Here is a 25,411-nt window from a genome sequence, read left to right as displayed (position 1 = left end):
ACCGTGAAGGTCGCACTGCAACTACTGGCCTCCACCGTCGGAGGCATCCTCTTCATGGGTGCGCTGCTGTTCTGGCCGGCAGGTACTTTCGACTACTGGCAGGCGTGGGTCTTCATCGCCGCGTTCATCGTCGGCTCCATGGTTCCGACCATCTATCTCGCGGCGAAGTATCCCGACGCCTTACAGCGGCGCTTCAAATCGGGACCATGGGCCGAAACCCGTATGGCGCAACGGCTCATCAACGTTGGCATCATCACGACGGTCATCGCCGCCGGAGTAATCAGCGCACTCGACTACCGGTTCGGTTGGTCACACCCGCCGATCGCCGTCATCGTGCTCGGCAACGTCCTAGTGCTGACGGGTCTCGTCATCGCCGAGCTGGTGATCATTCAGAACAACTTTGCGGCGGCCACGATCACCGTCGAGGAAAACCAGCCAGTGGTGTCGACCGGCCTCTACGGCGTTGTGCGCCACCCGATGTACGTCGGGGCGCTGATCGTGATGGTTGGAATGCCCCTGGCGCTGGCCTCGTACTGGGGCCTGCTCACAGCCATCCCCGCCGTACTCGTCTTCGTCGCCCGCATCACCGACGAGGAGAAGGCGCTGCGCCAGGAACTCGACGGCTACGACGAATACACCCAGAAGGTGCACTATCGGCTGGTGCCCGGCGTGTGGTGAATCAGGCTGCGGTGAACCCCGCCAGCTGACTGGCGATGAGCGCTTCAACCGCACTCGGCTTGAACATCACGATGTCGCCGGGCAACGGCGGGGCGTGTGACTTGTGGCGCGCGCCCGTCGGCGTGACGTACTCCGCCGTGTGCCGCTCGCCCTCACCGTCGAACGTGTGCACGCGCCATCCCGGTGCTTCCTTCGCGTAGTTGCACGCCTCGCATTCTCCGAGACCGTTCGCGGCGGTGGTGGGGCCGCCGCGCGCATGTGGAGTCGCGTGGTCGGTGTGTCGAATGGGCGCATCGCAATACGGAGTCCGACAGGTGTCATCTCTGATCGCAATGAACTGCGCGAGCCCCTTTGGGAACAAACGTGATCGCGATTCCATGGCGACCAGCGCTCCCGAGTCCGGATGGCGATACAGCCGGCGCAGCGTCGCTTTGGAGTTCTCGTCGGCGATGGCGTCGTTGGCCAGGCGGCAGGCGATCGCCGCAGGCACCGGCCCATACCCGGCGATCTGAGCCGGTGTGGTGGCACCGCCCAGCAGCGTCTCGTCGGTCAGGACGAGGTTGACTGCAACGGGAACCGGAACGTCGGCGGGGCGGCCGGTGACGCGCTCGACGAGAGTGTCCGCCATGACCTGGCCGCGACTGCGGTCGTCGAAGGTGGTGTCGGCGGCGCGTTTCAAAGCGGCGTAGACGGACACCCCCTGGGCCATGGGCAGCAACGCCGTCACGTAGCTCATTGTGTCCGGGGCGGGGCGCACGGTGACCCTGCGTTCGGATTCGGCACGGACCGCCTTGTCAACGACGGCGTGCGGGTCGAGTTCGTAGGCGATGGCCTTGGCGTCGGCCGCAATCCGCTTGTCGCCTCGGCCTTCCAGAGCCGCTTGGTCGGCGCACAACCGGGCGTCCAACGTTCGGCGGTCCTCGATGGACAGACACGCCGACTCCCGGACGATGAGCGTTGCGCGCCATTCCGAGAGCGCCCCGCATTCCAAAGCCGCCAAGGTGTAGGGCATCTCGTGGACGAGTGCCCGCGCGAAGCCGAGATGGCGCCCACCAAGATTGGGCGAATCGTGGCGCGCCAACGCGATCTCATTGGCCAGCCCGCGGCCGCGCTTGCTGGCGGGCACCCCTTCGGCGGCCTCGCGTGCGCGGCGGGCGGTGTCGAGGTCGGCGGTGAGCCTGGCCTGCTCGGCAGCTGCGGCGGACTTGCTCCGTTCGAGCTGCGCGATGCGTTCGACCAGTGATGCCTCGTGAGCAATCCCGCCTGCTTCGAACATACATTCGATCCTACTTCGACACTGTGACAAGATTGTCCGATGGAGCTGCTGACCGGCTTCGGGCTGGCCACCGCGGCGGGACTCAACGCCTACATCCCGCTGCTGGCGCTCGGTCTGCTGTCCCGGTTCACCGACCTCGTCACCCTGCCGGCGGGATGGACCTGGCTCGAGAACGGCTGGGTGATGGCGATCGTCGCCGTCCTGCTCGTCGTCGAGATCATCGCCGACAAGGTGCCCGCCCTCGACAGCATCAACGACGCCGTCCAAACCTTCGTCCGGCCGACGGCCGGTGGCATCGTCTTCGGATCGGGCACCGCGGCCCAGACCAACGCCGTCACCGATCCGGGCGCCTTTGCGCAATCCGGACAGTGGATCCCGGTAGCGATCGGTGTCGTCGTCGCACTGGTGGTGTCGTTGACGAAATCGACGGTGCGACCTGCCGCCAACGTCGCCACCGCAGGAGTGGCCGCGCCGGTACTGAGCACTGTCGAGGATGGAATCAGCGTCGGCCTGGTGCTCGTGGCCGTTCTGGTCCCGGTCCTCGTTCTGGTCGTGCTGGTCCTGTTGGCATGGGCTGCCGTGCGCCTATTGCGGAGACGACGACGGCGGGCGCGCGCCGCAAGAACCGAACCCTAGATCCAGACGCCCTTGCCGACCGCGACGACGCCCCCGGCGCTGATCGCGAACCGCTCCCGGTCCTTGTCGAGGTCGACGCCCACCATCTCGCCGGGCCCGACGACGACGTTCTTGTCCAGAATCGCGTGCCGCACCACCGCGCCACGGCCGATGCGGGTCCCCGGCATGATGACGCTCCCCTCTACGATCGCGCCGTCGTCGACGACGACGTTGGACGACAGCACCGAGTTGCGCACGGATGCGGCCGAGATGATGCTGCCCGCGCCGACGACGGACTCCTGCGCCGAGCCGCCGTTGACGAACTTCGCGGGCGCCAGCATCTCCATCTCACCGCGGATGGGCCAGCGCTTGTTGTAGAGGTTGAACACCGGGTGCACCGACACCAGGTCCATATGTGCGTCGTAGAACGCGTCGAGCGTCCCGACGTCACGCCAGTAGCCGTGATCGCGTTCCGTGGCGCCCGGCACCTCGTTGTTGTTGAAGTCGTAAACCGCGGCCATCCCGTCGGCGACCAGACGCGGGATGATGTCGCCGCCCATGTCGTGGTCCGAGTCGTCGTCCTCGGCATCGGCGCGGATGGCGTCGATGAGCACCTTGGTGGTGAAGATGTAGTTGCCCATCGACGCAAACGTCTGCTCGGGGTCGTCGGGAGTGCCCGGCGGGTCGGTCGGCTTCTCGATGAAGCTGCGGATCCGGCCCGACTCGTCTGCGTCGATGCACCCGAACGCGGTGGCCTCAGACCGCGGGACCCGGATACCGGCGACGGTCGCGCCGGCACCGCTCTCGATGTGGAACTGCACCATCTGCTCGGGGTCCATCCGATACACGTGATCGGCACCGAAGACGACGATGTAGTCGGGGTCCTCGTCGTAGATCAGATTCAGCGACTGGTAGATGGCGTCGGCGGATCCCGTGTACCAACGCGGACCGAGCCGCTGCTGGGCGGGCACCGGGGTGATGTACTCGCCGGCAAGCCCGGACAGCCGCCAGTTCTTGGAGATGTGACGGTCCAGCGAATGCGACTTGTACTGCGTCAGCACGCAGATTCGGAGCAACCTGGCATTGACCAGATTCGACAGCACGAAGTCGATCAGCCGGTAGGCGCCGCCGAAAGGGACCGCCGGTTTGGCCCGATCGGCCGTCAATGGGTACAGCCGCTTGCCCTCGCCGCCCGCCAGGACGATTCCCAGCACGTGTGGCAGTTCCCGCATGATCCAAACCTATCCGCAGTAAAGGACAGCGGCTAGCCATTCGCAGCTGTCTGTCAAGACTATTGACACCTGACCGCATCCGAAACAAAGCTGCGATCAAGACAGGCGGCCACTACCGTCGTGACTATGCGGGTGGCGATGATGACTCGGGAGTATCCACCCGAGGTTTACGGAGGGGCCGGCGTACACGTCACCGAACTAGTCGCGCAGCTACGCCATCTGTGCGACGTCGACGTGCACTGCATGGGCGCACCGCGTGCGGACGCGATCGTCGCACAGCCCGATCCCGCGTTGGTGGGCGCCAATCCCGCGTTGTCGACGCTGTCTGCCGACCTCAACATGGTCAACGCCGCGAGCCAGGCGACCGTCGTGCATTCCCACACCTGGTACACCGGGCTGGCGGGTCACCTCGCCGCACTGCTGTACGGCATTCCGCATGTGTTGACCGCGCACTCCCTCGAGCCGATGCGGCCGTGGAAGGCCGAACAACTCGGCGGCGGGTACCGCGTGTCGTCCTGGGTGGAGAAGACCGCGGTGGAGGCCGCCGACGCGGTGATCGCGGTCAGCTCTGGCATGCGCGACGACGTGTTGAGCACCTACCCGGCATTGGATCCGAACCGGGTACATGTGGTGCGCAACGGAATCGACACCGACGTCTGGTACCCGGCTCCGGCGCAGCCCGGCGAGTCGGTACTCGCCGAACTCGGCGTCGACATGACGCGGCCCATCGTCGCGTTCGTCGGACGGATCACCCGGCAGAAGGGCGTGCCGCACTTGATCGCGGCTGCGCACCGGTTCGCGCCCGACATCCAGCTGGTGCTCTGCGCGGGCGCGCCCGACACCCCGGAGATCGCGGCCGAGGTCACCGAGGCCGTTCAGGAGTTGGCTCGCAGTCGCACTGGTGTGTTCTGGATACGCGAGATGATGGCGATCTCGAAGATCCGCGAAATACTCTCAGCAGCAACCGTTTTCGTATGCCCCTCGGTGTACGAGCCGCTCGGCATCGTCAACCTGGAGGCGATGGCCTGCGCGACAGCCGTGGTCGCGTCCGACGTCGGCGGTATCCCCGAGGTGGTGGACGACGGTCGTACCGGAGTACTGGTGCACTACGACGCGGGCGACCCGACGGGGTACGAATCGCGACTGGCCGACGCGGTCAATGCAGTGGTGGCGCAACCGGAGATCGCGAAGCAGTACGGCCAGGCGGGCCGACAGCGCTGTATCGAGGAGTTCTCCTGGGCGCACATCGCCGAGCAGACCCTCGAGATCTACCGGAAAGTCGCTACCTAGTCACCCGTAAGTGTGTACCCCCGCGCGCACACGTGGACTAGCTGGTGACGTTCTTCAGTTCGTCGCCGAGCGCGGCCGCCTCATCGGGCGTCAGTTCGACGACCAAACGTCCGCCGCCTTCCAGCGGTACCCGCATCACGATGCCTCGCCCCTCCTTGGTTGCTTCCAGTGGACCGTCGCCGGTCCGGGGCTTCATCGCCGCCATCGAGTGCTCCCTCCACATGAGCCAGCCCGCACGGTGGGCCTAAACAATCCCCCCTATTGTTCCCTATCCACGGCATCGCGTGTGCAAAGACCCGGCGATGACGCCTGTGGACGGGTCACGGGATCGTCGCTGGCACCCAGCAGTCTGCGGTGTGGTCGTCGACCATTCCGGTCGCCTGCATCAAGGCGTAGGCGGTGGTCGGCCCGACGAACCTGAACCCCCGGCGCTTCAGTTCCTTGGCCATGGCGGTCGACTCGGGCGTGACCGCCGGGACGTCGGACATGGCTGCCGGTCGCGGTCGCGGCGGCGGGGCGAACGACCACAGCAACTCGCCGAGATCGGTATCCAGATCGGCGACCGCGCGGGCGTTGGCGATGGTGGCCTCGATCTTCGCGCGGTTGCGCACGATGCCTGGGTCGGCCATCAGCCTGGTGATGTCACGCTCGCGATAACGCGCAACACGATCGATGTCGAACCCGTGGAACGCGCGACGGAAGTTCTCCCGCTTGCGCAGGATGATGAGCCACGACAGCCCACTCTGAAACGCCTCGAGGGTGATCCGTTCAAACAATGCCTTGGAGTCTCGCAGCGGCCGTCCCCACTCGTTGTCGTGGTAATCCCGGTACAAGACGAAATCGTCTGGCGACAAACGTGATTCGTCGATCCACGCGCAGCGGACCCGTTGATCGGTGGCGGTCATGCCTCGGCCTCGGCCTCCGACGGCGGCAGCGCGTGTGCACCACCCTCGACGCGGTGCTCTCCCCCTTCGTCGACATCGATCCCGTGCGCAGCGCGCACCGCGGCCAGCTGACCGCGCACCAGATCGAGTTCCTGACCCAACCGGTCGAGCACCCAGTCCACTTCGCTGGTCTTGTAGCCGCGCAGCGTCTGGCTGAACTTGACCGCATCGACGTCGGCGCCGGTGACACCGGACGCGGGCAACACGGTGGCCGTCGTATCGCGCGGCAACGGCGGCAACGACTCACCACGTCCGAACAGCACGCTGCCCAGTGCGAACAGCACGATCGCGATCAGAACCAGCACGACCAGATACAGCAGAACCAGCGTCACGCTCTCGATACTGCCCGATCACCCCGACAAGCAACGACCACCGGCACGCCCAGGGGTCGGCTAGGTGCGCGGCCGCAGGGTGTTCATCGGCGGCCGATCGACAAGCGACACCTCCGACGTGCGGGGAGTGAAGTCGTCGCCGTCGGCGAAGAACTGTGTCAGACCGACGCCGGAATCCGGCACCCCGCACCGTGAGAACAGGGTCGCGATGACCTGGCGGCTCATCGCGGCCAGCTCGGTCAGCGGCCGGTTGCGGTGCTCGCGCACACCGAGGTTTACCTGCGCGATCGCATCCAGGCCGAGTTTGTCGTAGGTGTCGACCAGCAGGCCGATCTCCACACCGTAGCCCGGTGCGAACGGCACCGAGGACAACAGTTCTCGGGTGCCCGCGTACTCGCCGCCCAGCGGCTGCAGCAGGCAGGTCAGCTCGGGCCGCAGCGCGGCGAGCAGCGGCCTGGCCACCAACTCGGTGACGCGCCCGCCGCCGTTGGCGTCCTCGCTGCCGCTGACCTTCAGCGGGCGCCGGTAGAAGCCCTTGACGAGGTGGACGCCTTCGCCGACGAGCAGCGGGCCCACCAGCTTCGGCACGAACATGGGGTCGGGGTCGATCAGGTCGGAGTCGACGAACACCACGATGTCGCCGGTCGTGACGGCCAGCGACCGCCACAGGACCTCACCCTTGCCCGGCTGCGGTGCGACCTCGGGCAGCGCCACCTCACGGCTGATCACCCTGGCGCCCGCGGCGAGAGCACGGATCTCGGTGTCGTCGGTCGACCCGGAGTCCAGCACGATCAGCTCGTCCACCAGGCCGCCGACCAGGGGTGTGATGGTCTCGATGACGCCTGCGACCGTCTCTTCCTCGTTGAGGGCAGGCAAGACCACCGAGATGGTGCGTCCGGCCTTGGCGGCCACCAGTTCGTCGATCGTCCACATGGGCCGGCTCCAGCTGTTGTCGGCCAGCCAGGGATGTTTGGCGATATCCGCGGTGGCCAGCTCTGTTGGCTGTTCGATTAGCACAGTCATGCCAGTCCCCTCACTGTGCGCGTCGGTGGACGCGTTCCCTGAATCGACGCGACCATCTCCAGTACGCGTCGCGTGGGTCCCACCTCGTGCACTCGGAACATGGCGGCGCCGTCGGCGGCCGCGAGTGCGGTCGCAGCCAGCGTGCCTTCGAGGCGTTCGGTGAGGTCCACACCCAGAGTTTCCCCGACGAAATCCTTGTTACTCAGTGCCATCAGGACCGGCCATCCAGTGTTTACAAGGTCTTTTACATGGCGCAACAAACTAAGACCGTGATAAGTGTTCTTGCCGAAATCGTGGGTGGGATCGATCAGGATCGCATCTTTTTCCACCCCGGCGGCGACGGCACGTTCGGCCGCCGCAGTTACCTCAGCGATCACGTCGTCGACAACGCCGCGCTCGGAAATGCCGTAGTTGACCCGAAAGGGACGGGTGCGTGGCACGGCGCCGCCGGTGTGCGAGCAAACCAGCCCGGCGCCGAACTCAGCCGCGACCTCCGGCAGTGCGGGGTCGTGGCCGCCCCAGGTGTCGTTGATCAGATCCGCACCGGCGGCGCAGGCCTGTTTGGCCACCGCGGCGCGCCAGGTGTCGACGCTTATCAGCTGGTCAGGGTAGGTGTCGCGGAGCCATTCGATGAACGGGACGACGCGGGCGATCTCTTCGTCGACGTCGACCGCGCTGCCGGGCCCCGCCTTGACTCCGCCCACGTCGACGACGTCGGCGCCCTCCTCCACCACGCGATGGGCGGCCTTCTTCGCGGCCTCGTCGGTGAAGGTGGCGCCCCGATCATAGAACGAATCGGGTGTGCGGTTGACGATCGCCATGATCAGCGCGCGGTCGCCCGCCACCGGACGGCCCAGAAACGTCGATTGCACGCCCTCCAGGCTACGGGCGTGCGATTTGGGCGTGCTGAGTCACTCTGAGCGAGACCTAGCACGCCGAAACCGCTAATTCTTGGGCTTCTTGCCCGCGGCGACCTCTTGCGGGTACTCGTCGTAGAACTCGACGTAGCCCTCATCGCGACCGGCAAGGACGTAGATCGGGTCCTCGATCTTGCCGGCGTCCTCGTCGCCTTCACCCGTACTGCCGCCGTAGCCCTCCTTGCGCAGGTCCACTTTCTGGCTCTTGAACGTCGACGTGTGCGCGAGTTCCTTCACCACCCGGACGAAAAGCGGCACGGCGTAACCGGGCAGGCGTTCGTAGGCCGCCTTCGCCAACGCCTTTCCGTCGAACTCCTCGCCGTCCTTGAGCTGGATCGCCACCATGCCTGCCCGACCGCCGGCGCCCTCGACCTCGACGCCGAACGCGGTGGCCTCCTCGACCTGCGGATCGCGTGCGACCGCCGCCTCCACCTCGGTGGTCGCCACGTTCTCGCCCTTCCAGCGGAACGTGTCGCCCAGCCGGTCGGTGAACGCCGCGTGGCCGAACCCCTGCGACCGCATCAGGTCGCCGGTGTTGAACCAGACATCGCCGTCCTTGAACGCGTCTCGGACAAGCTTCTTTTCGCTGGCCTTCTCGTCGGTGTAACCGTCGAACGGCTGGAAGTTGCTCACCTTCGAAAGCAGCAGACCCGGCTCGCCACGCTTGACCTTGCGAACGCGGCCCTTCTCGTCGCGGATTGGCTCACCGGTATCGGGGTCGTACTCCACGAACGCAACCGGGCTCGGGCAGATGCCGGTGGACTTGTCGATGTTGAGCACGTTGACGAACGCCGTGTTGCCCTCACTGGCGCCGTAGAACTCGCACACCCGCGGGATACCGAACCGCTTCGTGAAGTCATCCCAGATCGCGGGCCGCAGGCCGTTGCCGATGATCACCCGCACCTTGTGCTTGCGGTCGGTGTCCTTGGGCGGCTGGTTGAGCAGATAGGCGCAGATCTCGCCGATGTAGATGAACGCCGTCGCCTGGTAGCGGATGACCTCGTCCCAGAACTTCGACGCGGAGAACGACTTGCCAAGTGCCAGAGTCGCACCGGCGTTGACCGTCGATCCGACCGCGACCGTCAGCGCGTTGTTGTGATACAGCGGCAGGCAGCAGTACAAGACGTCGTCGCTGTGCAGACGCAGGCCCAGGCCGCCGAAACCGGCCAACGCACGCAGCCAGCGGTAGTGCGTCATCACACTGGCCTTCGGCATCCCCGTCGTGCCCGAGGTGAAGATGTAGAACGCCTTGTCCTTGGCCAGCACCGCCGCGGTCGTCGCGGGGTCCTGCGTGGGGGCGGTGGCGGCGAGGCCCTCCAACTCGTCAAGCGTCATCAAGCCAGTGGTGTCCGCGCCGCTTTCGGTGATCGGCTCGATGAAATCGGTCTCGGCGACGATCGCCTTGGCGCCGAGGAGTCCGATGCTGTGGGCCAGGACGTCGCCGCGCTGGTGATAGTTGAGCATGCCCGCGATGGCGCCGCACTTGACCACCGCCAGCATCAGCAGCACCGCCTGCGGTGAGTTGCGCAGCATGACGCCGACGACGTCGCCGTGGCCAACCCCACGCGCGGCGAGCACCGCGGCGTACCGGTTGGCGGTCTCGTTGGCCTCGCCGTAGGTCAGCTGTTGATCCTCGAATCGCAGAAACACCCGATCGGCATATCGCGCCGCACGCTCCTGAAAGACCTTGCCGATGGACGTCTTCGCCGTCGGGCGCGCCATGAAACCGGTCAGCGCGCCACGCAACATCACTGGCGCGTCCATCAACAGGCCCGGAAGACGGGTTGCGATATCGAGCAGTCCGACACTGCTCCGGACGCCGTTCTTCGGCTCGGTCATTGCGATGGGTCCCCTCCGGTGCTCGCTTGCAGAACACAGCCTATCGGCGAGGGTGACCGCCATCACCCATGCGGTTGGCAGGCGGCCAGTGCGGCGTCGACGTCGTCGACGACCACCAACCGGTCCAACGCGCGCTGGGCGACATAGCCGGTGTCGATCAGCCCATGCAGCCAAGTCAGCAAACCGGTGTAGTGCCCGAACGGGTCGAGCATCACCACCGGCTTTTCGTGCATACCCAGGTAGCCGGCCGTCCAAGCCTCGAAAAACTCCTCGAGCGTGCCGATTCCGCCGGGCAGGGCAATGAACGCGTCGGCCCGGTCCTCCATCACCTGTTTGCGTTCCCGCATGGTGTCGGTGACAACGAGCTCGTCGGCGTCGACGTCGGCGACCTCGCGATGCACCAGCGCCTTGGGGATCACCCCGATGGTGTGGCCGCCGCGCTGCCTGGCCGCGTTGGCCAGCGCACCCATCGCCGACACGTTCCCGCCGCCGGACACCAGCGTCCAGCCCCGCTCCGCGATCGCGGTGCCGACCCGTTCGGCGAGGTCGAGCAGCTCGGGATGCGTCGGGCCCGACGCGCAATAGACACACACCGCCCACTCGCCGGAGTTTTTCGGAGACACCAGCACAACCTAGCCATAGACTCCGGCCGTGCCTGTTGAGTGGGTGACCGTTCCGCTTGAACCGGCACTGGAAGCTCTCGAAGTCGGTTCAGGGGCCCGGCCCGGGACGGTGATCATCGGTCCCGCGGGGGTCGGCAAGACCACGCTCGCGCGCGCCGCCGTCGCCCGCCTGGGCGCGAGGTTCGACCGCGTCGACTGGGTCACCGCGACCACGCCGTCGGCGGCCATCCCGTTCGCCGCGTTCAGCCATCTGATCGACGTACCCGAGGCCGGCAAGACCGCCGAAGTGCTGCGCACCGCACGTGCGACCCTGGGCGACGGACGACTGCTGGTGGTGGACGACGCGCACCTGCTGGACAAGTTGTCGGCGGCGCTTGTGCACCAATTGGCTGTCAGCGGCGCCGCCTCGCTGATCGTCACGGTCTCCGCCAACGGGCCTGTGGCCGACGAGATCTCGACGCTGTGGACCGACGACCTGCTCGAGCGGATCGACCTCGATCCGCCTGGCCATGACGACAGCCGGCTGGCAACGATGGTCAACGACCACGTCTCGGCGCTGCCCGCCACCGCGCGTCGTGTGCTGGAGTACTTGGCCGTCGACGACCCGCTGCCGCTGGCAGAGTTGGGCGATCTGGTCGGACGGGACGCCGTCGCCGAGGCGGAGTCCGCGGGCGCGATCACGGTCGACGACGGTCTGGTGCGTCCCGCCCATCCACTCTTCGTCGACGCCGTGCGCGCCGCGCTGGGTGGACCGGAACTGCGCCGATTACGAACGGATTTGGTCGAACGACTCGGCGCAGCGCCGCCGCGCGATGTGGTGGCCATGCTTCGCCTGGCCGTGCTGGCGCTGGACAGTGACCGTCCACAGCCGACCGCGGAGATCGTGTCGGCCGCCGACGAGGCCCTGCGTCTCGGCGACCTGGTGCTGGCCGAGCGACTCGGCAGGGCGGCGGTGCAGCGCGACGCCGGACTGCCCGCGCGGATCACGCTCGCTTACGCCCTCGCGTGGCAAGGACGCGGTCGTGACGCCGATTCCGTTCTGGCCCAAGTCGATCCGTCGACACTGTCGGAATCCGAGTTGATGGTGTGGGCATTGCCACGGGCAGCCAACCAGTTCTGGATGTTGTCCGAGCCCGAACGGGCGACGGCGTTTCTAAAGGCGACGCGGAACAAGGTGTCCTCACCCGCCGCGCAGGTCACGCTCGACGCGTTGTCCGCGACGTTCGCGATGAACGCGGGCGGTCCTGTTCGCGCACTGCAGATCGCCAACGAGGTGCTGGCATCGCCGTCGGCCGACGACACCGCGATCGGGTGGGCGGGCGCCGCCGCGGCGTTGAGTTCGGCGCGAATGGGACGCTTCTCCGACGTCGACGCGTTCGCCGAGCGGGCGATCGCCGCGGGACACCCTGGACTGCTGCGGTTCACCAGCGGCTTCGGCCAGACGACAGCATTGATGATGACGGGCGAACTGGACAGGGCGCAGAAACTCGCCCAGCAGCTCACCGATTTCGCGCAGCTACAACAGCCCGGACGTGCAATCGGTGAGGTGTTGGTTGCCGATGTGCTGATCGCGAAAGGTGAACTCGACACCGCGGTTCGGCTGTTGCGCAGGGCGGCCACCGCGTTGGCTCCGACCGGCTACTCATGGGGACCGCTGGCCTGGATGCTGCTGGCGCAGGCGCTCGGTCAGCAGGGTGCGTCGGCCGAGGCGGGAAAGGCGTTGTCGCGGGCGGAATCTCGGCACGGATTGAAGTCGATGCTCTTCGCGCCGGAGCTCGCGTTGGCGCGCGCCTGGGCGATGTCCGCGCGGGGCGACAAGCTCGGAGCCATCGCCGCTGCGCGCGACGCCGCGCGAGGCGCTGAGCGCGGTGGTCAGTCGGCGGTGGCGTTGCGGGCCCTGCTCGACGCGGTGCGGCTCGGCGACCTCAGAGCGGTCGACGGTATCGCGCGGATCGGTGCCCAATGTGATTGTGCAGTAGGCCAACTGGCGCTTACCCATGCGCGCGCGCTGGCGGGTCACGACTCGGCGGCATTGAGCGACGTGTCGAAGGAATGGTCGGCGATCGGCATGAACCCGGCGGCGGCCGACGCTGCCGCACAAGCGAATTAGCTACAGCCGACGGCCGAGATCCTCGTCGTCCCGCTCAGGCGGTGTGACGGGCGCCGGGCCCGCATCGGGCCGGCTCTCGTCGGCACGCGCCAGCGGTTCCTGCTCGTCGTGCTCTTCCACCGGCTCACGCAGCGGGTGCCCCCCAGCCTGTCCCGGTCCCGCCGGAACCGGCGCACCGCCGCCCTGCGCGGCCTTCATCGCCTGCCCGATCAGCGACCCGAACACGCCCGACCCGCCTTGAGCGGCCTGCGAGGGCGCGCCTGCCATCTGGCCCGCTTGCTCACCGAGCTTGCCGAGCATGCCGACGACCTGACCCACCGACTGCGATGCGACGTCATCGGAGTTCTGGTACGCCGCCTGCGCGACGCCCAACTTGCCCGAGTACGTGTGCTCCTTGGCCGACAGCGCGGCGACGTTGGCGGTCAACTGGGCGGCCAGTGTCGCAAGTACGGCGGAGATCGTCGCGCTCATGGCATCCGGACCCGCGGGAAGCATTGGCATTTCCGGCAATTCGATCGAGGCAGCGTTCCAGCCGATGCCCTCCGGCTTTTTCAGCGGGCTACCACTCATCGTCGGCGTCGTCCTCGTCGAGGTCGTTATCGAGCGGCGCGGGAACTGCCAGCCCCGCCGTGGTGCCACCACTCTCCCCGCGCACACCGCCCATCATCGGACCCATACCGCCCATACCGGCCCCCGCCGCCATCGGTGCGACGCCGCCAACCGCGCTGCTACCGGCATGCGCACCCTCCGCCGGCGCGGTCGAGACCGCCTTGCTGCCCACCAGATTCGCCATCAACGGCGTCTGCGACGGCACCCCTCCCGAACCGGGCAGCGATGCCGCGCGCACCATGCCGGACCCGACGCCCGCACCGCCTCCACCCGCCAGCGGATGATTCGAGAACGCCGAAAACGGCATGCCCATCATCGAATCCGCCTTGCCACCTTGACCGAACATCGAGGTCAGCTGCTGCAAAGGTTGGGATAGCTGCTGCAGCGGCTGGGTCATCTGCTGAGGTATCTGCATCAGCAGCTGCGGGAGCTGACCTGCCATCGACCCCAGCTGGCTCAGCATCTGCATCGCCTGATCCGACCCCCGGCCGGCTTCCTCACTGGACTCCTCGGCCTGTTTGGCACCGGATATCTGCGGGGCGCCGGGCAGGGGCAGGCTGGGCGGCACCCCGAGGGTGTTCGCCAGCTCGGCCGTATTGGCGCCCACATTGGCCATGTTCTGCGACAGGCCCATCTTGATCCGGCTCTGCACCAGCGCCTGGGCGTTGCCGAAGGGCATCGCGGCAATGGCTTCGCATTCGTGCTGCACCTCTTGCGCGATCGTGTTGGCCAGCAGCTTCGTCTTCACGACCGTGGCCTCCATCGTGCGCAGCTTCGCCGCGATCGCGGCGGCGTGCGCGGCGTTGGCCTCGTGGCCGCCGATGATCGTCGTCGCCTCACCCGCCGCAGCCAGCGACCCGGAGCCCTCCCAGACCTCGGTGAGCTGCATCAATTGGCTCTGCTGCTGCGGCACCACCGTGCCGGTCAGCTTGGTGGCCAGCGCCTCGTAGGTGCCGGCCGCCGCCGCCAAGGCCTCCTCGTCGACGTTCGGCCAGCCCGGGCCGGTCACCGTCTGCGACCCGTACGGGCTGGAGTCGGGCTCGATAGCCATAGGGATCAAACCTACCGTGGTCTCGGTAGCTGTCCGTTCGCCAAAATCGGCGCTGATCAGATCGACTCCAGCCGGCCCGCCGATAGCCGTAGCGTGCGCTGCACCCCGATCTCCGCCAGGAATCGCTCGTCGTGGCTGACGACCACGAACGCGCCCCGGTAGGCGTTCAACGCCGACTCCAGCTGGCCCACGCTGACGAGGTCGAGGTTGTTGGTCGGCTCGTCGAGCAGCAGCAGCTGCGGCGCCGGCTCGGCATAGAGGACACACGCCAGCGTCGCGCGGAGCCGCTCGCCCCCGGACAGTGCTGCCACCGGCAGGTGGATGCGGTCGCCACGGAATAGGAACCGGGCCAGCAGATGCATGCGACGGGTGCGCGAGAGACTCGGCGCCGACGCAGCAATGCTTTCCGCGACGGTGCGCTCGGGCTGAAGCAGGTCCAGTCGCTGCGACAGATACGCCACCCGGCCGTCGGCGCGGTGCACCGATCCGTCGTCGGGTGTCAGCTCGCCGCCGATGATGCGCAACAGCGTCGACTTGCCCGCACCGTTGGGCCCCGTAAGCGCAATGCGTTCGGGTCCGCGGATCGACAGCTGCACATGCTCGAACAGCAGTCGGCCCCCGCGGCGCGCCGACAGGCCTTCGGCCAGCACGACGGTTCGCCCGGCGGGCACGGTGGTTGCCGGCAGTTCGAGGACCAGCGCATCGTCGTCGCGAAGGGCGCGCTGCGCCTCGTCCAGACGGGTCTTGGCGTCAGCGACGCGGGCCGCGTTGACACCGTCGATCCGGCCCGCCGACTCCTGCGCCCTGCGCTTCATCGCGCCCGCGATGATCTTCGGCAGCCCCGCATCCTTCACGTTGCGGGCGGCGGTGGAGGATCGGCGCGCCGCCCGCTCGCGGGCCTGCTGCATCTCCCGCTTCTCGCGCTTGAGCTGTTGTTCGGCATTGCGGATGTTGCTCTCGGCGACCCGTTGGGCGTCGGCAATAGCCTGCTCGTACATCGTGAAATTGCCGCCGTAGAACAGCATTTCGCCGCGGTGCAGCTCGGCGATGCGGTCCATCCGGTCCAGCAGCACCCGGTCGTGGCTGACCACAAGCAGGCATCCGGCGAACTCGTCGAGCGCAGCGTAGAGCCGTTTACGTGCATCGGCGTCGAGGTTGTTGGTCGGCTCGTCGAGCAGCAGCACGTCGGGTTGACGAAGCAGCTGCGCGGCCAGCCCGAGCGAGACGACCTCGCCGCCCGACAACGAGCCGAGGCGCCGGTCCAGATCGAGGTGGCCCAGACCCAGGTTGTCCAGCTGGGCGAGGCTGCGCTCCTCGACATCCCAGTCGTCGCCGATCGCGGCGAACACGTCGTCGCCGGTGTCGCCGCGGGCCAGGGCGTCCAGTGCGTTGATGACGGACGCGACGCCGAGCACATCGGCGACGGTCTTCTCCGCGACGAACGGCAGCGTCTGCGGCAGGTACGCGACGGCGCCGTCGACACTGATTGAGCCGACGGCGGGCGTGCGGTCGCCGACGATCAGCTGGAGCAGCGTGCTCTTACCGGAGCCGTTGGGGGCGACCAGGCCCGTGCGCCCGTCGCCGATCGTGAAGGACAGCTCGCTGAACAGGGAGGTGCCGTCGGGGAATGCGAACGACAGATTGGAACAGGAAACACGAGACATGCGGGAGAACTCTCATGACAGAAACGACTGGATACCGGAGTCGTTGTCTCACCGCATGCTTCCAGCGTACGGATCCGGTCAACCGGTTAAATATCTCCGCAGCATGTCCGTGGCGGCGGTGATGGCCGCGGTGTCCACCCGCTCGTCGACGCGGTGGGCCAGGTTCGGATCGCCGGGCCCGTAGTTGACCGCGGGGATGCCCAGCGCTGCGAACCGCGCGACGTCGGTCCAGCCGTACTTCGCCCGCACCTGTCCCCCGGCGGCCTCGACGAGTGCCGCGGCGGCGGGGGCCGTCAGACCCGGCAGCGCACCGCCCGCCGAATCGGTCAGCTCGATCTCGACATCGAGCCCGTCGAACACCTCGTACACATGCTTGGTGGCCTCTTCGACGGTGCGGTCGGGCGCGAAGCGGAAATTGACCGTCAACGAAGCGGCGTCGGGTATCACGTTGCCTGCGATCCCGCCGTCGATGCGGACGGCGGACAACCCCTCGCGGTAGGTGCACCCGTCGATCTCGACACTGCGCGCCTGATACGACGCCAGGCGGTCCAACACAGCGCCGAGTTTGTGGATTGCGTTGTCGCCCAACCAGGATCGCGCGGAGTGCGCCCGCGTTCCCGAGGCGCTCACCACCACGCGCAGCGTGCCCTGACAGCCGGCCTCGATGTAGCCGCCGGACGGCTCGCCGAGGATGGCGACGTCTGCCTGCAACCACTCGGGCAGTTCGAGTTCGATGCGGCCGAGACCGTTGGCGGAGGCCTCGATCTCCTCGCAGTCGTACATCACCAGCGTGATGTCGTGTACCGGTTCGGCCACCGTCGCGGCCAGGTGCAGGAAGACCGCGTCGCCCGATTTCATGTCCGACGTGCCGCAGCCGTGCAACTGGCCGTCGGCCAGGCGGCTCGGCAGATTGTCGGCGACGGGGACGGTGTCGATGTGGCCGGCGAGCAGCACGCGCGACGGCCGGCCGAGTTTGGTGCGCGCCAGCACGGCATCGCCGTTGCGCACGATCTCGAACCCGGTGGTCTGATCACGCAGGGCGGTTTCGATCTCGTCGGCGATGCGTCGCTCGTCACGCGACTCGCTGGGGATGTCAACCAGCGCCGCGGTCAGGGCGACGGGGTCGCTGCGCAGATCGAGGGCCACGATGTCGAGGTTAGCCGGTGGCGCTGCAGATAAAGACAGGGCGAACAATAGCTCCTATGTCAAGCGGCGGTTGTTTGTATTGGCGTTTGGCGGGTGTTGTGGTCGGTGAGCATAGCGCGGTAGACGACTCGGGCGATGCGGCGATTGACGCAGCGTCGTGCGCGGCGGCTGGTCTTGCTCTGACTGATCAGGCGGTTGTAGTAACCGTGGCCGGGACTGTCGGGCATCCGGATCTGTGTGAGCGCGATGCGGTGGATGGCGCTGTTGAGCTGTCGGTTGCCCGAGCGGCTCAACCGCATCTGCCCGGCGGTTTCACCTGACCACACTGGGATCGGTGCCACGCCGGCGTGGGCGGCGAAGGCCGCCTCGCTTTTGAACCGGGTGATGGCGGCGGCCTCGCCGAGGAGCTTGGCCGCGGTCAGCTCGGCGCAGCCCGGGATGGCCAGCAGTCTGGGAGCGACCTTGTGGACTCGCTCGCCGATGCGCCGGGCCAGGGCGGCGATCTCGGCGCACAGTCGGATGACGTCGTCGAGTTCGGCGCGGGCCAGTTCGGCGACCAGTCCGGGCACCGCGTCCAGCCACACGTGCAGCGCCTGCTGATGAACGGCGGCGGTGAGTTTGCGCGGCGCCGGTTCGCGTCCCGGGTCGAGTTCGTGGACGTTCCAGCGCAGCCGGTTGATCGCCGAGGTGCGTTGGGCGACAAGCACATCGCGGCGATCGGTGAGCAACTTCAGCTCGCGTGACACCTCGTCGTGGGAGGCCACCGGCAGGTCGGGTTCGCGCAGCACCGCCCGCGCCACGGCTTCGGCGTCGATCGGGTCGGACTTGCCGCGGGTACGCGCCGACTTGCGGGTCGCAGCCATCAGCTTCGTCGGGACCCGCACCACGCACTGATCGGCGTCGAGCAGGTCACGTTCCAGCCGCGCCGACATGTTGCGGCAGTCCTCGATACCCCATTTCAGTGCGGGACCGAATCGGTCGTGGGCCCACATGACCGCCGCGCGGTGACCGTCGGTGGTCGCCTTCACAGTCATCTCGCCCAGCCTGCAGCCGACCTCGTCGACGGCGACGAAGGTGTGACTGCGCTTGTGTACATCGACTCCAACAACAACCATGGTGGTTGCCTCCTTCACTTCGGATAGGTGTTGAGGTTGGACCGGCCGGTTGACACATCTCAGTCGGGGCGATGCCACGCTCCTATCAAGTCACGCCGGTCGGTCCGTCTCACCTAGTGCCGGCACTACTGCTCCAAGCCAACCCGAAGGCAGCAGACACAAAGGGAGCCAAACACCAGGTGAAACGGAACCAACCACCGCATCACGGCCCTGCCCTGCAGGCACGCCGTAAACCCCGGCAACCACAACACTGACACTGAGACACAAAGGGCCCCTCGGTCCGGCGTGTCGGGGGACTTTACCGTCTGCTCGCGAGGGGAAGTAGCCTCTACCAACGTGACTTCTGCTGCAGGTATCGGCGTGGCGACCATCGCCGCCGACGGGTCCGTGCTCGACACCTGGTTCCCGGCGCCCGAGCTGGGTGCCGACGGCCCGTCGGGCACCACACGGCTGTCCGACGCCGACGTTCCCGAGGATTTACGTGCGCTGACCGGGCCGGACGAGGACCGCGGGGTCGAGACGGTCGCGGTCCGCACGGTCATCTCATCGCTGGACGACAAGACCACCGACGCGTACGACGCGTATCTGCGGCTGCACCTGTTGTCGCATCGACTGGTGCCGCCACACGGTCTGAATGCTGACGGCTTCTTCGGCGTGCTGACCAATGTCGTGTGGACCAACCACGGGCCGTGCGCGGTCGAGGGCTTCGAGACCGTGCGGGCGCGGCTGCGCAGGCGCGGTCCGGTGACCGTCTACGGCGTCGACAAGTTCCCGCGCATGGTGGACTACGTCCTGCCGTCGGGTGTGCGCGTCGCCGACGCCGACCGTGTCCGCCTGGGTGCGCATCTGGCCGCGGGGACGACCGTGATGCACGAGGGCTTCGTGAACTTCAACGCGGGGACACTGGGCAGTTCGATGGTGGAAGGCCGCATCTCGGCGGGCGTCGTCGTCGACGACGGATCCGACGTCGGTGGCGGCGCGTCGATCATGGGAACGCTTTCCGGCGGTGGCACAGAGGTGATCTCGGTGGGCAAACGCTGCCTGCTCGGCGCGAACGCCGGACTGGGCATCTCACTCGGTGACGACTGCGTCGTCGAGGCAGGCCTCTACGTCACCGCGGGCACCAAGGTGCAGACCGCCGACGGTAAGACGGTCAAGGCGCGCGAGCTCTCAGGCGCGAACAACCTTCTGTTCCGGCGCAATTCGGTGACCGGCGCCGTGGAGGTCGTCAAGCGCGACGGCACCGGCATCACGCTCAACGAGGCGCTGCACGCCAACTAGCCCGTCGCGTTCGGCTTCAGCGGCGGACACTGCCCGCGCTCGTCGACCGCCAGCTCGAAATGCCATATCTCGTTCGCGAAGATCTGGCACAACCCGAACTGCCTGCCGTTGGCGATCAGCCACCTGTCGGCCTCGACGGGTGCGATGTCCACGGCTCTGCCCTGCACATGCATCGACGTCTCGGGTGAGGCGACCAATTTCCTTGCCGCGTCGACGCTTCCGTATGTGCGGACGCCGTCGTCGAACAACCGCTGCTGAAACCCTTGCGACCGCCATCCCGAGTTGATCCGGATGTCGACTCCGTCGGCTTCGGCCTTCTTCGATGCCCGCTGGATCGCGTTCAGCAGCGCCGGATCCAGCCATCCGACGACCGGATTGCCGACATCGAACGGGCTGAGGGTCACGCCGTCGGGCAGCCAGCCGCCGAGGGTATCGGAGGCTGCTGGCCCGATGCCCAGGGGCGCGACGTCGACGGGTGGGTCCGGTGACGGCGGCGGAGGTTGCGATGCGTCGCAGGCGGCGACGGCCAGCAGAAGGAGCGCCGCGGTCAGTCCTCGGCGGCGAGTATGCAGAATTCGTTGCCCTCCGGATCAGCCAGCACAACCCAACTCTCGTCACCGGTTTGACCGATGTCGACGCGACGCGCGCCCATGGCCAGCACTCGGTCCACCTCCGTCTGCTGGTCGTCGGGCCGGAAATCGAGGTGGATGCGGTTCTTGACCACCTTATCGTCGGGTACCGAGATGAATATCCAGTTCACCCCCGCACCCGGCGGCGCGTGCAGTACGACGTCGCCGTCGTCGTCCACATCATGCGGCCAGCCCAGCACCTCCGACCACCAGGCACCCAAGGCTGTGGCATCGTGGGCGTCGATACAGATCTCGTCGAACTTCAGTGCCACTGCGCCAACTCCTTCTTCAGCACCTTGCCCATCGCATTGCGCGGCAGGCTGGCGACCACCCGCACTTCCCGCGGACGCTTGTGCACCGAAAGCTCTTGTGCGACATAGTCGATCAGTTCTTGCGGATCGGCGTCACCCACGACGAACGCGACGATGCGCTGGCCCAGATCGTCGTCCGGTACACCCACCACGGCCGCCTCTGCGACACCGTCGTGTCCCAGCAGTGCGGTTTCGATCTCGCCGGCGCCGACCCGAAACCCACCCGTCTTGATCAGGTCGACGGATTCGCGGCCGACGATCCGGTGCATGCCGCCGGCGTCGATGACCGCGACGTCACCGGTGCGATACCAGCCGTCGGTATCGAGAACCTCCGCGGTCGCGTCGGGCCGGTTGAGGTATTCGTCGAACAGTGTCGGGCCTCGAACATGAAGCTGCCCAATGGTTTCGCCGTCATGTGGCACTTCGGAGCCCGAGTCGTCGAGTAACCGCGTCTCGACTCCGGTCAGCGGCAGCCCCACCCATCCCGGACGCCGTTCGCCGTCGGCGCGCGTGCTGATGGTGATCAGCGACTCCGTGGAGCCGTAGCGTTCAATGGGCCGGTGACCGGTCAGTTCGGCCAGCCGCTCGAAAACCGGAACGGGCAGCGGGGCGCTTCCGGACACCAGCAGGCGCGCGGAGCGCAACGCTGAAGCCGCTGTGGCGTTCTCGGTCACCCGCGACCACACGGTCGGAACGCCGAAGTACAACGTCCCGCCAGCGGCGGCATAGAGGTCCGGTTTCGGTTTGCCGGTGTGTACGAAGCGATTTCCGATGCGCAGCGATCCGAGCAGGCCCAGCACCAACCCATGCACGTGATACATCGGCAGGCCGTGCACGAGGGTGTCCTCCGGCGTCCACTGCCACGCCGCCGCCAATGCGTCGATGTCCGCGGCGATGGCGCGGCGGCTGACGACGACGCCCTTAGGCGGACCCGTGGTGCCCGAGGTGTAGATGATCAGCGCCGTCGAGTCGGGGTGCGGTTCGGCGTAGCGGTGCCAGGACCGCGCGTGCAACCGGACGGGGATGTGCGCAAGACCGCCGGTGTCCTCGGGCTTCTCCCCCAGCCACGCCTGCGCGCCGGAATCGGAGAGGATGTGTGCGCGTTCGGCGGCGCCGACGTCGGCGGGCACCGGGACGACGGGCACACCGGCGATCAGGCAGCCGGTCACCGCCAGCACCGTCGTGGCGGTCGGGGTCGCGAGCACCGCGACGCGGTTCGCGCCCGCCACTCGCTCGGCGACGGAGGTTCCCCCGCCGACCAGGTCGCTGCGGCTGAGCACTGCGTCGTCGATGCGCACCGCGTCGCCGATGTCGGCGCCGGCCGCCACTGCCGCGGGGTTCAAGGAGGACAGCAGCACGTCCGTGAGGATACTGGTCGCGTGGATTCGATCGAGACGGTCGCTTCGCGCGAGATCTACCGCAACAGCTGGTTCTCACTGCGTGAGGACGATATCCGTCGCCCCGATGGCAGCAACGGCATCTACACCGTCGTCGACCGGCCAACGTACGCGCTGGTGATCGCGCAGGACGGCGATCGGTTCCACCTGGTCGAGCAGTTCCGCTATCCGCTTGGGCGGCGGCGATGGGAGTTTCCCCAGGGCACGGCCCCGGACCTGCAGGATCTCGAGCCGACAGCGTTGGCTGAGCGCGAACTGCGCGAGGAGACGGGCCTGCGAGCGGAGTCCTTGACGGTGCTCGGTCACCTCGATCTGGCACCGGGTCTGAGCAGCCAACGCGGCTGGGTCTTCCACGCGACGGGTATCACCGAGGGTGAACACGACCGCGAGCATGAGGAACAGGACATGCATAGCGCGTGGTTCGACCGCACTGAGGTCGAGCGGATGATGCGCGACCGCGAGATCACCGACGCCCAGTCGATCGCGGCATATGCCCTGCTGCTGTTGTCTGAGCAACAGCGTTGAACCGTCCGACGGCCCACCCCGTTGTAACTAGTGAGGACAGAGCCGGCACGAGAGGGGTGATCCCGATGACAGCGTTTTCCTCGATGGTGTTCGGGATGATCGCGATGGTCCCGGTCCTATTCGCGGGTGCCGGCTATGTCCTCGTTTCGTCGGGGGGCACCGACGAGCACAAGGGCTACCGATCCGGGAAGTGACGCCGTCTCAGTGCCGGCGCTCGGCCAGCGCCCGCAGGAAGAATGTCAGGTTCGCGGGCCGTTCGGCCAGCCGGCGCACGAAATACCCGTACCACTGCGTGCCGAACGGCACGTAGACGCGCACATGGTTACCCTCGGCCGCCAACCGGCGTTGCTCCGCGTCGCGGATGCCGTAGAGCATCTGATACTCGAAATCGTCAACGCCCCTGCCGAACTCACGAACCATCGCAGGCACCGCGTCGACGACCGCCGGATCATGCGACGCGACCATGGGATAGCCGTCGCCGGCCATCAGAACCCGCAGACACCGTAGGTAGGACGCGGTGACCTCGTCACGGTCCCGGTAGGCCACCGACGCCGGTTCGTCGTAGGCACCCTTACACAACCGGATGCGCGCACCGGACGCGGCGAACTCCCTGCAATCGGCCTCGGTGCGCCGCAGATACGCCTGCAGAACCGTGCCCAGCCAACGGAACTCGGTGCGCAGATCCCGCACGATGGACAGCGTCGAGTCGGTGGTCCTGTGATCCTCGGCGTCGATGGTCACCCACGCGCCCGCGCGCTGCGCCCGCTCGCAGATGGTGTGGGCGTTCTCCAGCGCGATCTTCTCGCCATCGCGCGGCAACGCCTGCCCGAGGGCCGACAGCTTCAACGACACCTCCAGCGGTCGCACCGCCGCCGACGGTTCCGCGCGGCGGTCGAGCGCGTCGAGCAGGTCCAGGTAGGCGTCGACGGTGGCATTCGCCGTGTCGACGTCGGTGACATCCTCACCGAGGTAGTCGATGGACACCAGGCGGCCCGAATCCCGCAGCTGCCCAACGGAGTCCAGTGCGTCGGCCACCGTCTCACCCGGCACGAAACGGTGCACCACCTCCCGGGTGACGGGCAGGCGCTCGGCGGCGCGCCGCATCCCGTCGGACCGGCTAGCGGCCATGATCACCGGGCGCGCGACCCGATCGAAGAAGCCCACGTCAGACCTCCATGTGGGGGTAGGTGTGGTTAGTCGGTGGGACGAACGTCTCCTTGATCGACCGGGCCGACGTCCAGCGCAGGAGGTTCAGCGCCGAGCCCGCCTTGTCGTTGGTGCCCGACGCCCGCGAGCCGCCGAACGGCTGCTGGCCGACCACCGCGCCGGTGGGCTTGTCGTTGATGTAGAAGTTGCCCGCCGCGTGGCGCAACCGCCGCTCGGCCCTCAGCACGGCCGCACGGTCGTCCGCGATCACCGCGCCGGTCAGCGCGTACCGGGCGCCCGTGTCGACGACATCGAGGATGCGTTCGTAGTCGTCGTCCGGGTACACGTGCACCGACAGGATGGGTCCGAAGTACTCGGTGGAGAACGACTCGTCCGCCGGGTCGTCGGACAACAGAATCGTCGGACGAACGAAATAGCCCTCGCTGTCGTCGTATTCACCACCGACGGCGATCGTGACGCCCGGGGCGCCCTTGGCGCGCTCGATCGCCCTGACGTTCTTCGCGAACGCTCGGTCGTCGATCAGGGCGCCGCCGAAGTTGCTCAGGTCGGTGACGTCGCCGTAGGTCAACGCCTCGGTGGCCGACAGGAGGTCGTCGCCCATCTGATGCCACACCGATCGAGGAATGAACGCCCGCGATGCAGCCGAACACTTCTGGCCCTGGTAGTCGAACGCGCCGCGAATGAGCGCGGTGCGCAACACATCCGGGCGTGCCGAGGAGTGGGCCAGCACGAAATCCTTACCGCCGGTCTCCCCGACCAGCCTTGGATATGTGTGGTAGCGGTCGATGTGGGTGCCGACCTCGCGCCAGAGGTGCTGGAACGTCGTCGTCGACCCGGTGAAGTGGATCCCGGCGAGCCGTGGATCGGCAAGGGCCACATCGGAAACCGCGATACCGTCACCCGCCACCAGGTTGATCACGCCCGGCGGCAGGCCGGCCGCCTCGAGCAGCTGCATGGTCAGGTAGGCCGCGAATGTCTGTGTGGGCGACGGCTTCCATACGACGGTGTTGCCCATCAGCGCGGGGGCGCTGGGCAGATTGCCCGCGATCGCGGTGAAGTTGAACGGCGTGATGGCGTAGACGAAACCCTCGAGCGGCCGGTAGTCGGTGCGGTTCCAGACACCCCGCACGCTGATCGGTTGCTGCGCCTGGATCTCGCGGGCGAAGGCGACGTTGAACCGCCAGAAGTCGATCAGTTCACACGCCGCGTCGATCTCGGCCTGATAGGCCGACTTGGACTGCCCGAGCATCGTCGCCGCGCACAACTTCTCCCGCCAGGGTCCGGCGAGCAGGTCGGCGGCGCGTAGGAAGATCGCCGCACGCTCGTCGAACGGCGTTGCCTCCCAGCCCGGCTTGGCGGCCATCGCGGCGTCGACGGCCGCGGTCGCGTCGGCGTGGTCGGCGTTGGTGAAGGTGCCCAGGCGGGCGGCGTGACGATGCGGCTGGACTACGTCGGTACGGGTGCCGCCACCCATGCGGTGGGTGCCGCCGATGACGTGTGGCAGGTCGATCGAGTCGGCGGCGAGCGTCTTGAGGGCGTCGGTGAGGCGGGACCGCTCGCCCGACCCCGGCGCGTATTCGTGGACCGGCTCGTTGGCCGGCGCGGGTACGTCGGTTATGGCGTCCATGCAGTAAGGA

General features: G+C 67.4%; 26 protein-coding genes. 7 read left to right on the top strand and 19 right to left on the bottom strand.

Annotated features, from left to right (window positions below; translation table 11 throughout):
- The first annotated feature begins 3 nt into the window (after nt 1-3).
- A complete protein-coding gene (locus G6N43_RS10270; protein ID WP_083152278.1) occupies nt 4-678 on the top strand; it encodes a methyltransferase family protein in 675 nt (224 codons plus the stop codon).
- Between the two features lies 1 nt (nt 679).
- Here G6N43_RS10270 and G6N43_RS10265 read toward each other — a convergent pair whose 3' ends face one another.
- Nucleotides 680-1,954 carry an HNH endonuclease gene (locus tag G6N43_RS10265; RefSeq protein WP_083152281.1) on the bottom strand — a complete coding sequence of 425 codons (1,275 nt, stop codon included), beginning with the start codon at nt 1,952-1,954 and terminating at the stop codon, nt 680-682.
- 39 nt (nt 1,955-1,993) lie between these two features.
- Here G6N43_RS10265 and G6N43_RS10260 point away from each other — a divergent pair, with 39 nt between their 5' ends.
- Nucleotides 1,994-2,590 carry a DUF4126 domain-containing protein gene (locus G6N43_RS10260; RefSeq protein ID WP_083152284.1) on the top strand — a complete coding sequence of 199 codons (597 nt, stop codon included), beginning with the start codon at nt 1,994-1,996 and terminating at the stop codon, nt 2,588-2,590.
- Here the strand turns inward: G6N43_RS10260 and glgC are convergent.
- The gene (glgC, locus tag G6N43_RS10255) at nt 2,587-3,801 is read right to left on the bottom strand and encodes a glucose-1-phosphate adenylyltransferase (RefSeq protein WP_083152287.1); all 1,215 of its coding nucleotides are present in this window, start codon (nt 3,799-3,801) and stop codon (nt 2,587-2,589) included. The genes G6N43_RS10260 and glgC overlap by 4 nt on opposite strands.
- A 126-nt stretch (nt 3,802-3,927) precedes the next feature.
- Here glgC and glgA point away from each other — a divergent pair, with 126 nt between their 5' ends.
- On the top strand, nt 3,928-5,091 hold the full coding sequence (gene glgA / locus G6N43_RS10250; RefSeq protein WP_110810397.1) for a glycogen synthase: 1,164 nt from the start codon (nt 3,928-3,930) through the stop codon (nt 5,089-5,091).
- A 37-nt stretch (nt 5,092-5,128) separates the two neighbouring features.
- Here the strand turns inward: glgA and G6N43_RS10245 are convergent, their stop codons facing one another.
- The 7 genes from G6N43_RS10245 to G6N43_RS10215 form a co-directional block, all read right to left on the bottom strand.
- Nucleotides 5,129-5,296, bottom strand: coding sequence for a DUF3117 domain-containing protein (locus tag G6N43_RS10245; protein ID WP_005059648.1), 168 nt, complete (start codon nt 5,294-5,296; stop codon nt 5,129-5,131).
- Nucleotides 5,297-5,411: 115 nt separating this feature from the next.
- Complete coding sequence (locus tag G6N43_RS10240) at nt 5,412-5,996, bottom strand: DNA-3-methyladenine glycosylase I (RefSeq protein ID WP_083152290.1); 585 nt, start codon at nt 5,994-5,996, stop codon at nt 5,412-5,414.
- A complete protein-coding gene (locus G6N43_RS10235) occupies nt 5,993-6,367 on the bottom strand; it encodes a DivIVA domain-containing protein (RefSeq protein ID WP_083152293.1) in 375 nt (124 codons plus the stop codon). The genes G6N43_RS10240 and G6N43_RS10235 overlap by 4 nt, the downstream gene beginning before the upstream one ends.
- 60 nt (nt 6,368-6,427) lie before the next feature.
- On the bottom strand, nt 6,428-7,390 hold the full coding sequence (locus G6N43_RS10230; RefSeq protein ID WP_083152296.1) for a glucosyl-3-phosphoglycerate synthase: 963 nt from the start codon (nt 7,388-7,390) through the stop codon (nt 6,428-6,430).
- Nucleotides 7,387-8,262, bottom strand: coding sequence for a dihydropteroate synthase (gene folP, locus G6N43_RS10225; RefSeq protein WP_083152299.1), 876 nt, complete (start codon nt 8,260-8,262; stop codon nt 7,387-7,389). The genes G6N43_RS10230 and folP overlap by 4 nt, the downstream gene beginning before the upstream one ends.
- A 72-nt stretch (nt 8,263-8,334) precedes the next feature.
- Nucleotides 8,335-10,146 carry a long-chain-acyl-CoA synthetase FadD6 gene (gene fadD6 / locus G6N43_RS10220; RefSeq protein WP_083152302.1) on the bottom strand — a complete coding sequence of 604 codons (1,812 nt, stop codon included), beginning with the start codon at nt 10,144-10,146 and terminating at the stop codon, nt 8,335-8,337.
- 62 nt (nt 10,147-10,208) lie between these two features.
- Nucleotides 10,209-10,769: a cytokinin riboside 5'-monophosphate phosphoribohydrolase gene (locus tag G6N43_RS10215; RefSeq protein ID WP_083152487.1), complete on the bottom strand. Its 561-nt coding sequence runs from the start codon at nt 10,767-10,769 to the stop codon at nt 10,209-10,211.
- A 28-nt stretch (nt 10,770-10,797) separates the two neighbouring features.
- Here G6N43_RS10215 and G6N43_RS10210 point away from each other — a divergent pair, with 28 nt between their 5' ends.
- On the top strand, nt 10,798-12,879 hold the full coding sequence (locus tag G6N43_RS10210) for an ATP-binding protein (RefSeq protein WP_083152305.1): 2,082 nt from the start codon (nt 10,798-10,800) through the stop codon (nt 12,877-12,879).
- Here the strand turns inward: G6N43_RS10210 and G6N43_RS10205 are convergent, their stop codons facing one another.
- The 5 genes from G6N43_RS10205 to G6N43_RS10185 form a co-directional block, all read right to left on the bottom strand.
- Entirely contained in the window at nt 12,880-13,449 is a 570-nt protein-coding gene (locus G6N43_RS10205) for a hypothetical protein (protein WP_163658062.1), read from the bottom strand.
- Entirely contained in the window at nt 13,439-14,539 is a 1,101-nt protein-coding gene (locus G6N43_RS10200) for a hypothetical protein (RefSeq protein ID WP_083152311.1), read from the bottom strand. Before G6N43_RS10200 ends, G6N43_RS10205 begins: the two co-directional genes overlap by 11 nt.
- Before the next feature lie 56 nt (nt 14,540-14,595).
- Nucleotides 14,596-16,203 carry an ABC-F family ATP-binding cassette domain-containing protein gene (locus tag G6N43_RS10195; protein WP_083152314.1) on the bottom strand — a complete coding sequence of 536 codons (1,608 nt, stop codon included), beginning with the start codon at nt 16,201-16,203 and terminating at the stop codon, nt 14,596-14,598.
- 78 nt (nt 16,204-16,281) lie between these two features.
- Nucleotides 16,282-17,349: a succinyl-diaminopimelate desuccinylase gene (gene dapE, locus G6N43_RS10190; protein WP_083152317.1), complete on the bottom strand. Its 1,068-nt coding sequence runs from the start codon at nt 17,347-17,349 to the stop codon at nt 16,282-16,284.
- A 59-nt stretch (nt 17,350-17,408) separates the two neighbouring features.
- Nucleotides 17,409-18,482: an IS110 family RNA-guided transposase gene (locus G6N43_RS10185; protein WP_110810398.1), complete on the bottom strand. Its 1,074-nt coding sequence runs from the start codon at nt 18,480-18,482 to the stop codon at nt 17,409-17,411.
- Between the two features lie 318 nt (nt 18,483-18,800).
- Here G6N43_RS10185 and dapD point away from each other — a divergent pair, with 318 nt between their 5' ends.
- Nucleotides 18,801-19,745, top strand: a complete 945-nt coding sequence (gene dapD, locus G6N43_RS10180; protein WP_083152320.1) for a 2,3,4,5-tetrahydropyridine-2,6-dicarboxylate N-succinyltransferase — start codon at nt 18,801-18,803, stop codon at nt 19,743-19,745.
- On the opposite strand, the gene G6N43_RS10175 is transcribed toward dapD, so the two are convergent.
- From G6N43_RS10175 to G6N43_RS10165, 3 genes are read right to left on the bottom strand one after another with little or no spacing between them, the layout of a single operon-like run.
- Nucleotides 19,742-20,296 (bottom strand): M15 family metallopeptidase, encoded by a 555-nt coding sequence (locus G6N43_RS10175; protein WP_083152322.1) that lies wholly within the window; start codon nt 20,294-20,296, stop codon nt 19,742-19,744. The two genes, dapD and G6N43_RS10175, sit on opposite strands and share 4 nt — an antisense overlap.
- Complete coding sequence (locus tag G6N43_RS10170; protein ID WP_083152329.1) at nt 20,293-20,646, bottom strand: VOC family protein; 354 nt, start codon at nt 20,644-20,646, stop codon at nt 20,293-20,295. Before G6N43_RS10170 ends, G6N43_RS10175 begins: the two co-directional genes overlap by 4 nt.
- Entirely contained in the window at nt 20,637-22,043 is a 1,407-nt protein-coding gene (locus G6N43_RS10165; RefSeq protein WP_083152332.1) for an acyl-CoA synthetase, read from the bottom strand. The genes G6N43_RS10170 and G6N43_RS10165 overlap by 10 nt, the downstream gene beginning before the upstream one ends.
- Before the next feature lie 21 nt (nt 22,044-22,064).
- Between G6N43_RS10165 and G6N43_RS10160 the strand changes: the two genes are divergently transcribed.
- The gene (locus tag G6N43_RS10160; RefSeq protein WP_083152334.1) at nt 22,065-22,607 is read left to right on the top strand and encodes an NUDIX domain-containing protein; all 543 of its coding nucleotides are present in this window, start codon (nt 22,065-22,067) and stop codon (nt 22,605-22,607) included.
- A 65-nt stretch (nt 22,608-22,672) separates the two neighbouring features.
- Nucleotides 22,673-22,801, top strand: a complete 129-nt coding sequence (locus tag G6N43_RS30870; RefSeq protein ID WP_263991990.1) for a hypothetical protein — start codon at nt 22,673-22,675, stop codon at nt 22,799-22,801.
- A 7-nt stretch (nt 22,802-22,808) separates the two neighbouring features.
- Here the strand turns inward: G6N43_RS30870 and G6N43_RS10155 are convergent, their stop codons facing one another.
- Together G6N43_RS10155 and pruA are read right to left on the bottom strand one after the other, a co-directional pair.
- The gene (locus G6N43_RS10155) at nt 22,809-23,771 is read right to left on the bottom strand and encodes a proline dehydrogenase family protein (protein ID WP_083152337.1); all 963 of its coding nucleotides are present in this window, start codon (nt 23,769-23,771) and stop codon (nt 22,809-22,811) included.
- Between the two features lies 1 nt (nt 23,772).
- Complete coding sequence (pruA, locus tag G6N43_RS10150; RefSeq protein ID WP_083152340.1) at nt 23,773-25,401, bottom strand: L-glutamate gamma-semialdehyde dehydrogenase; 1,629 nt, start codon at nt 25,399-25,401, stop codon at nt 23,773-23,775.
- Nucleotides 25,402-25,411 lie beyond the last annotated feature (10 nt).

Source organism: Mycolicibacterium moriokaense, from assembly GCF_010726085.1.
Taxonomy (GTDB): domain Bacteria; phylum Actinomycetota; class Actinomycetes; order Mycobacteriales; family Mycobacteriaceae; genus Mycobacterium; species Mycobacterium moriokaense.
This window is presented reverse-complemented; position numbering and strand designations above follow the sequence as displayed.

Excerpts from the sequence above, each read along its gene's own strand:
- G6N43_RS30870 (WP_263991990.1), top strand. The coding sequence starts at position 22,673 with ATGACAGCGTTTTCCTCGATGGTGTTCGGGATGATCGCGATGGTCCCG.
- G6N43_RS10245 (WP_005059648.1), bottom strand. The coding sequence starts at position 5,296 with ATGGCGGCGATGAAGCCCCGGACCGGCGACGGTCCACTGGAAGCAACC.
- G6N43_RS10205 (WP_163658062.1), bottom strand. The coding sequence starts at position 13,449 with ATGAGTGGTAGCCCGCTGAAAAAGCCGGAGGGCATCGGCTGGAACGCT.
- glgC (WP_083152287.1), bottom strand. The coding sequence starts at position 3,801 with ATGCGGGAACTGCCACACGTGCTGGGAATCGTCCTGGCGGGCGGCGAG.
- G6N43_RS10195 (WP_083152314.1), bottom strand. The coding sequence starts at position 16,203 with ATGTCTCGTGTTTCCTGTTCCAATCTGTCGTTCGCATTCCCCGACGGC.
- glgA (WP_110810397.1), top strand. The coding sequence starts at position 3,928 with ATGCGGGTGGCGATGATGACTCGGGAGTATCCACCCGAGGTTTACGGA.
- G6N43_RS10260 (WP_083152284.1), top strand. The coding sequence starts at position 1,994 with ATGGAGCTGCTGACCGGCTTCGGGCTGGCCACCGCGGCGGGACTCAAC.
- G6N43_RS10230 (WP_083152296.1), bottom strand. The coding sequence starts at position 7,390 with ATGACTGTGCTAATCGAACAGCCAACAGAGCTGGCCACCGCGGATATC.
- G6N43_RS10265 (WP_083152281.1), bottom strand. The coding sequence starts at position 1,954 with ATGTTCGAAGCAGGCGGGATTGCTCACGAGGCATCACTGGTCGAACGC.
- G6N43_RS10200 (WP_083152311.1), bottom strand. The coding sequence starts at position 14,539 with ATGGCTATCGAGCCCGACTCCAGCCCGTACGGGTCGCAGACGGTGACC.
- pruA (WP_083152340.1), bottom strand. The coding sequence starts at position 25,401 with ATGGACGCCATAACCGACGTACCCGCGCCGGCCAACGAGCCGGTCCAC.
- G6N43_RS10240 (WP_083152290.1), bottom strand. The coding sequence starts at position 5,996 with ATGACCGCCACCGATCAACGGGTCCGCTGCGCGTGGATCGACGAATCA.
- fadD6 (WP_083152302.1), bottom strand. The coding sequence starts at position 10,146 with ATGACCGAGCCGAAGAACGGCGTCCGGAGCAGTGTCGGACTGCTCGAT.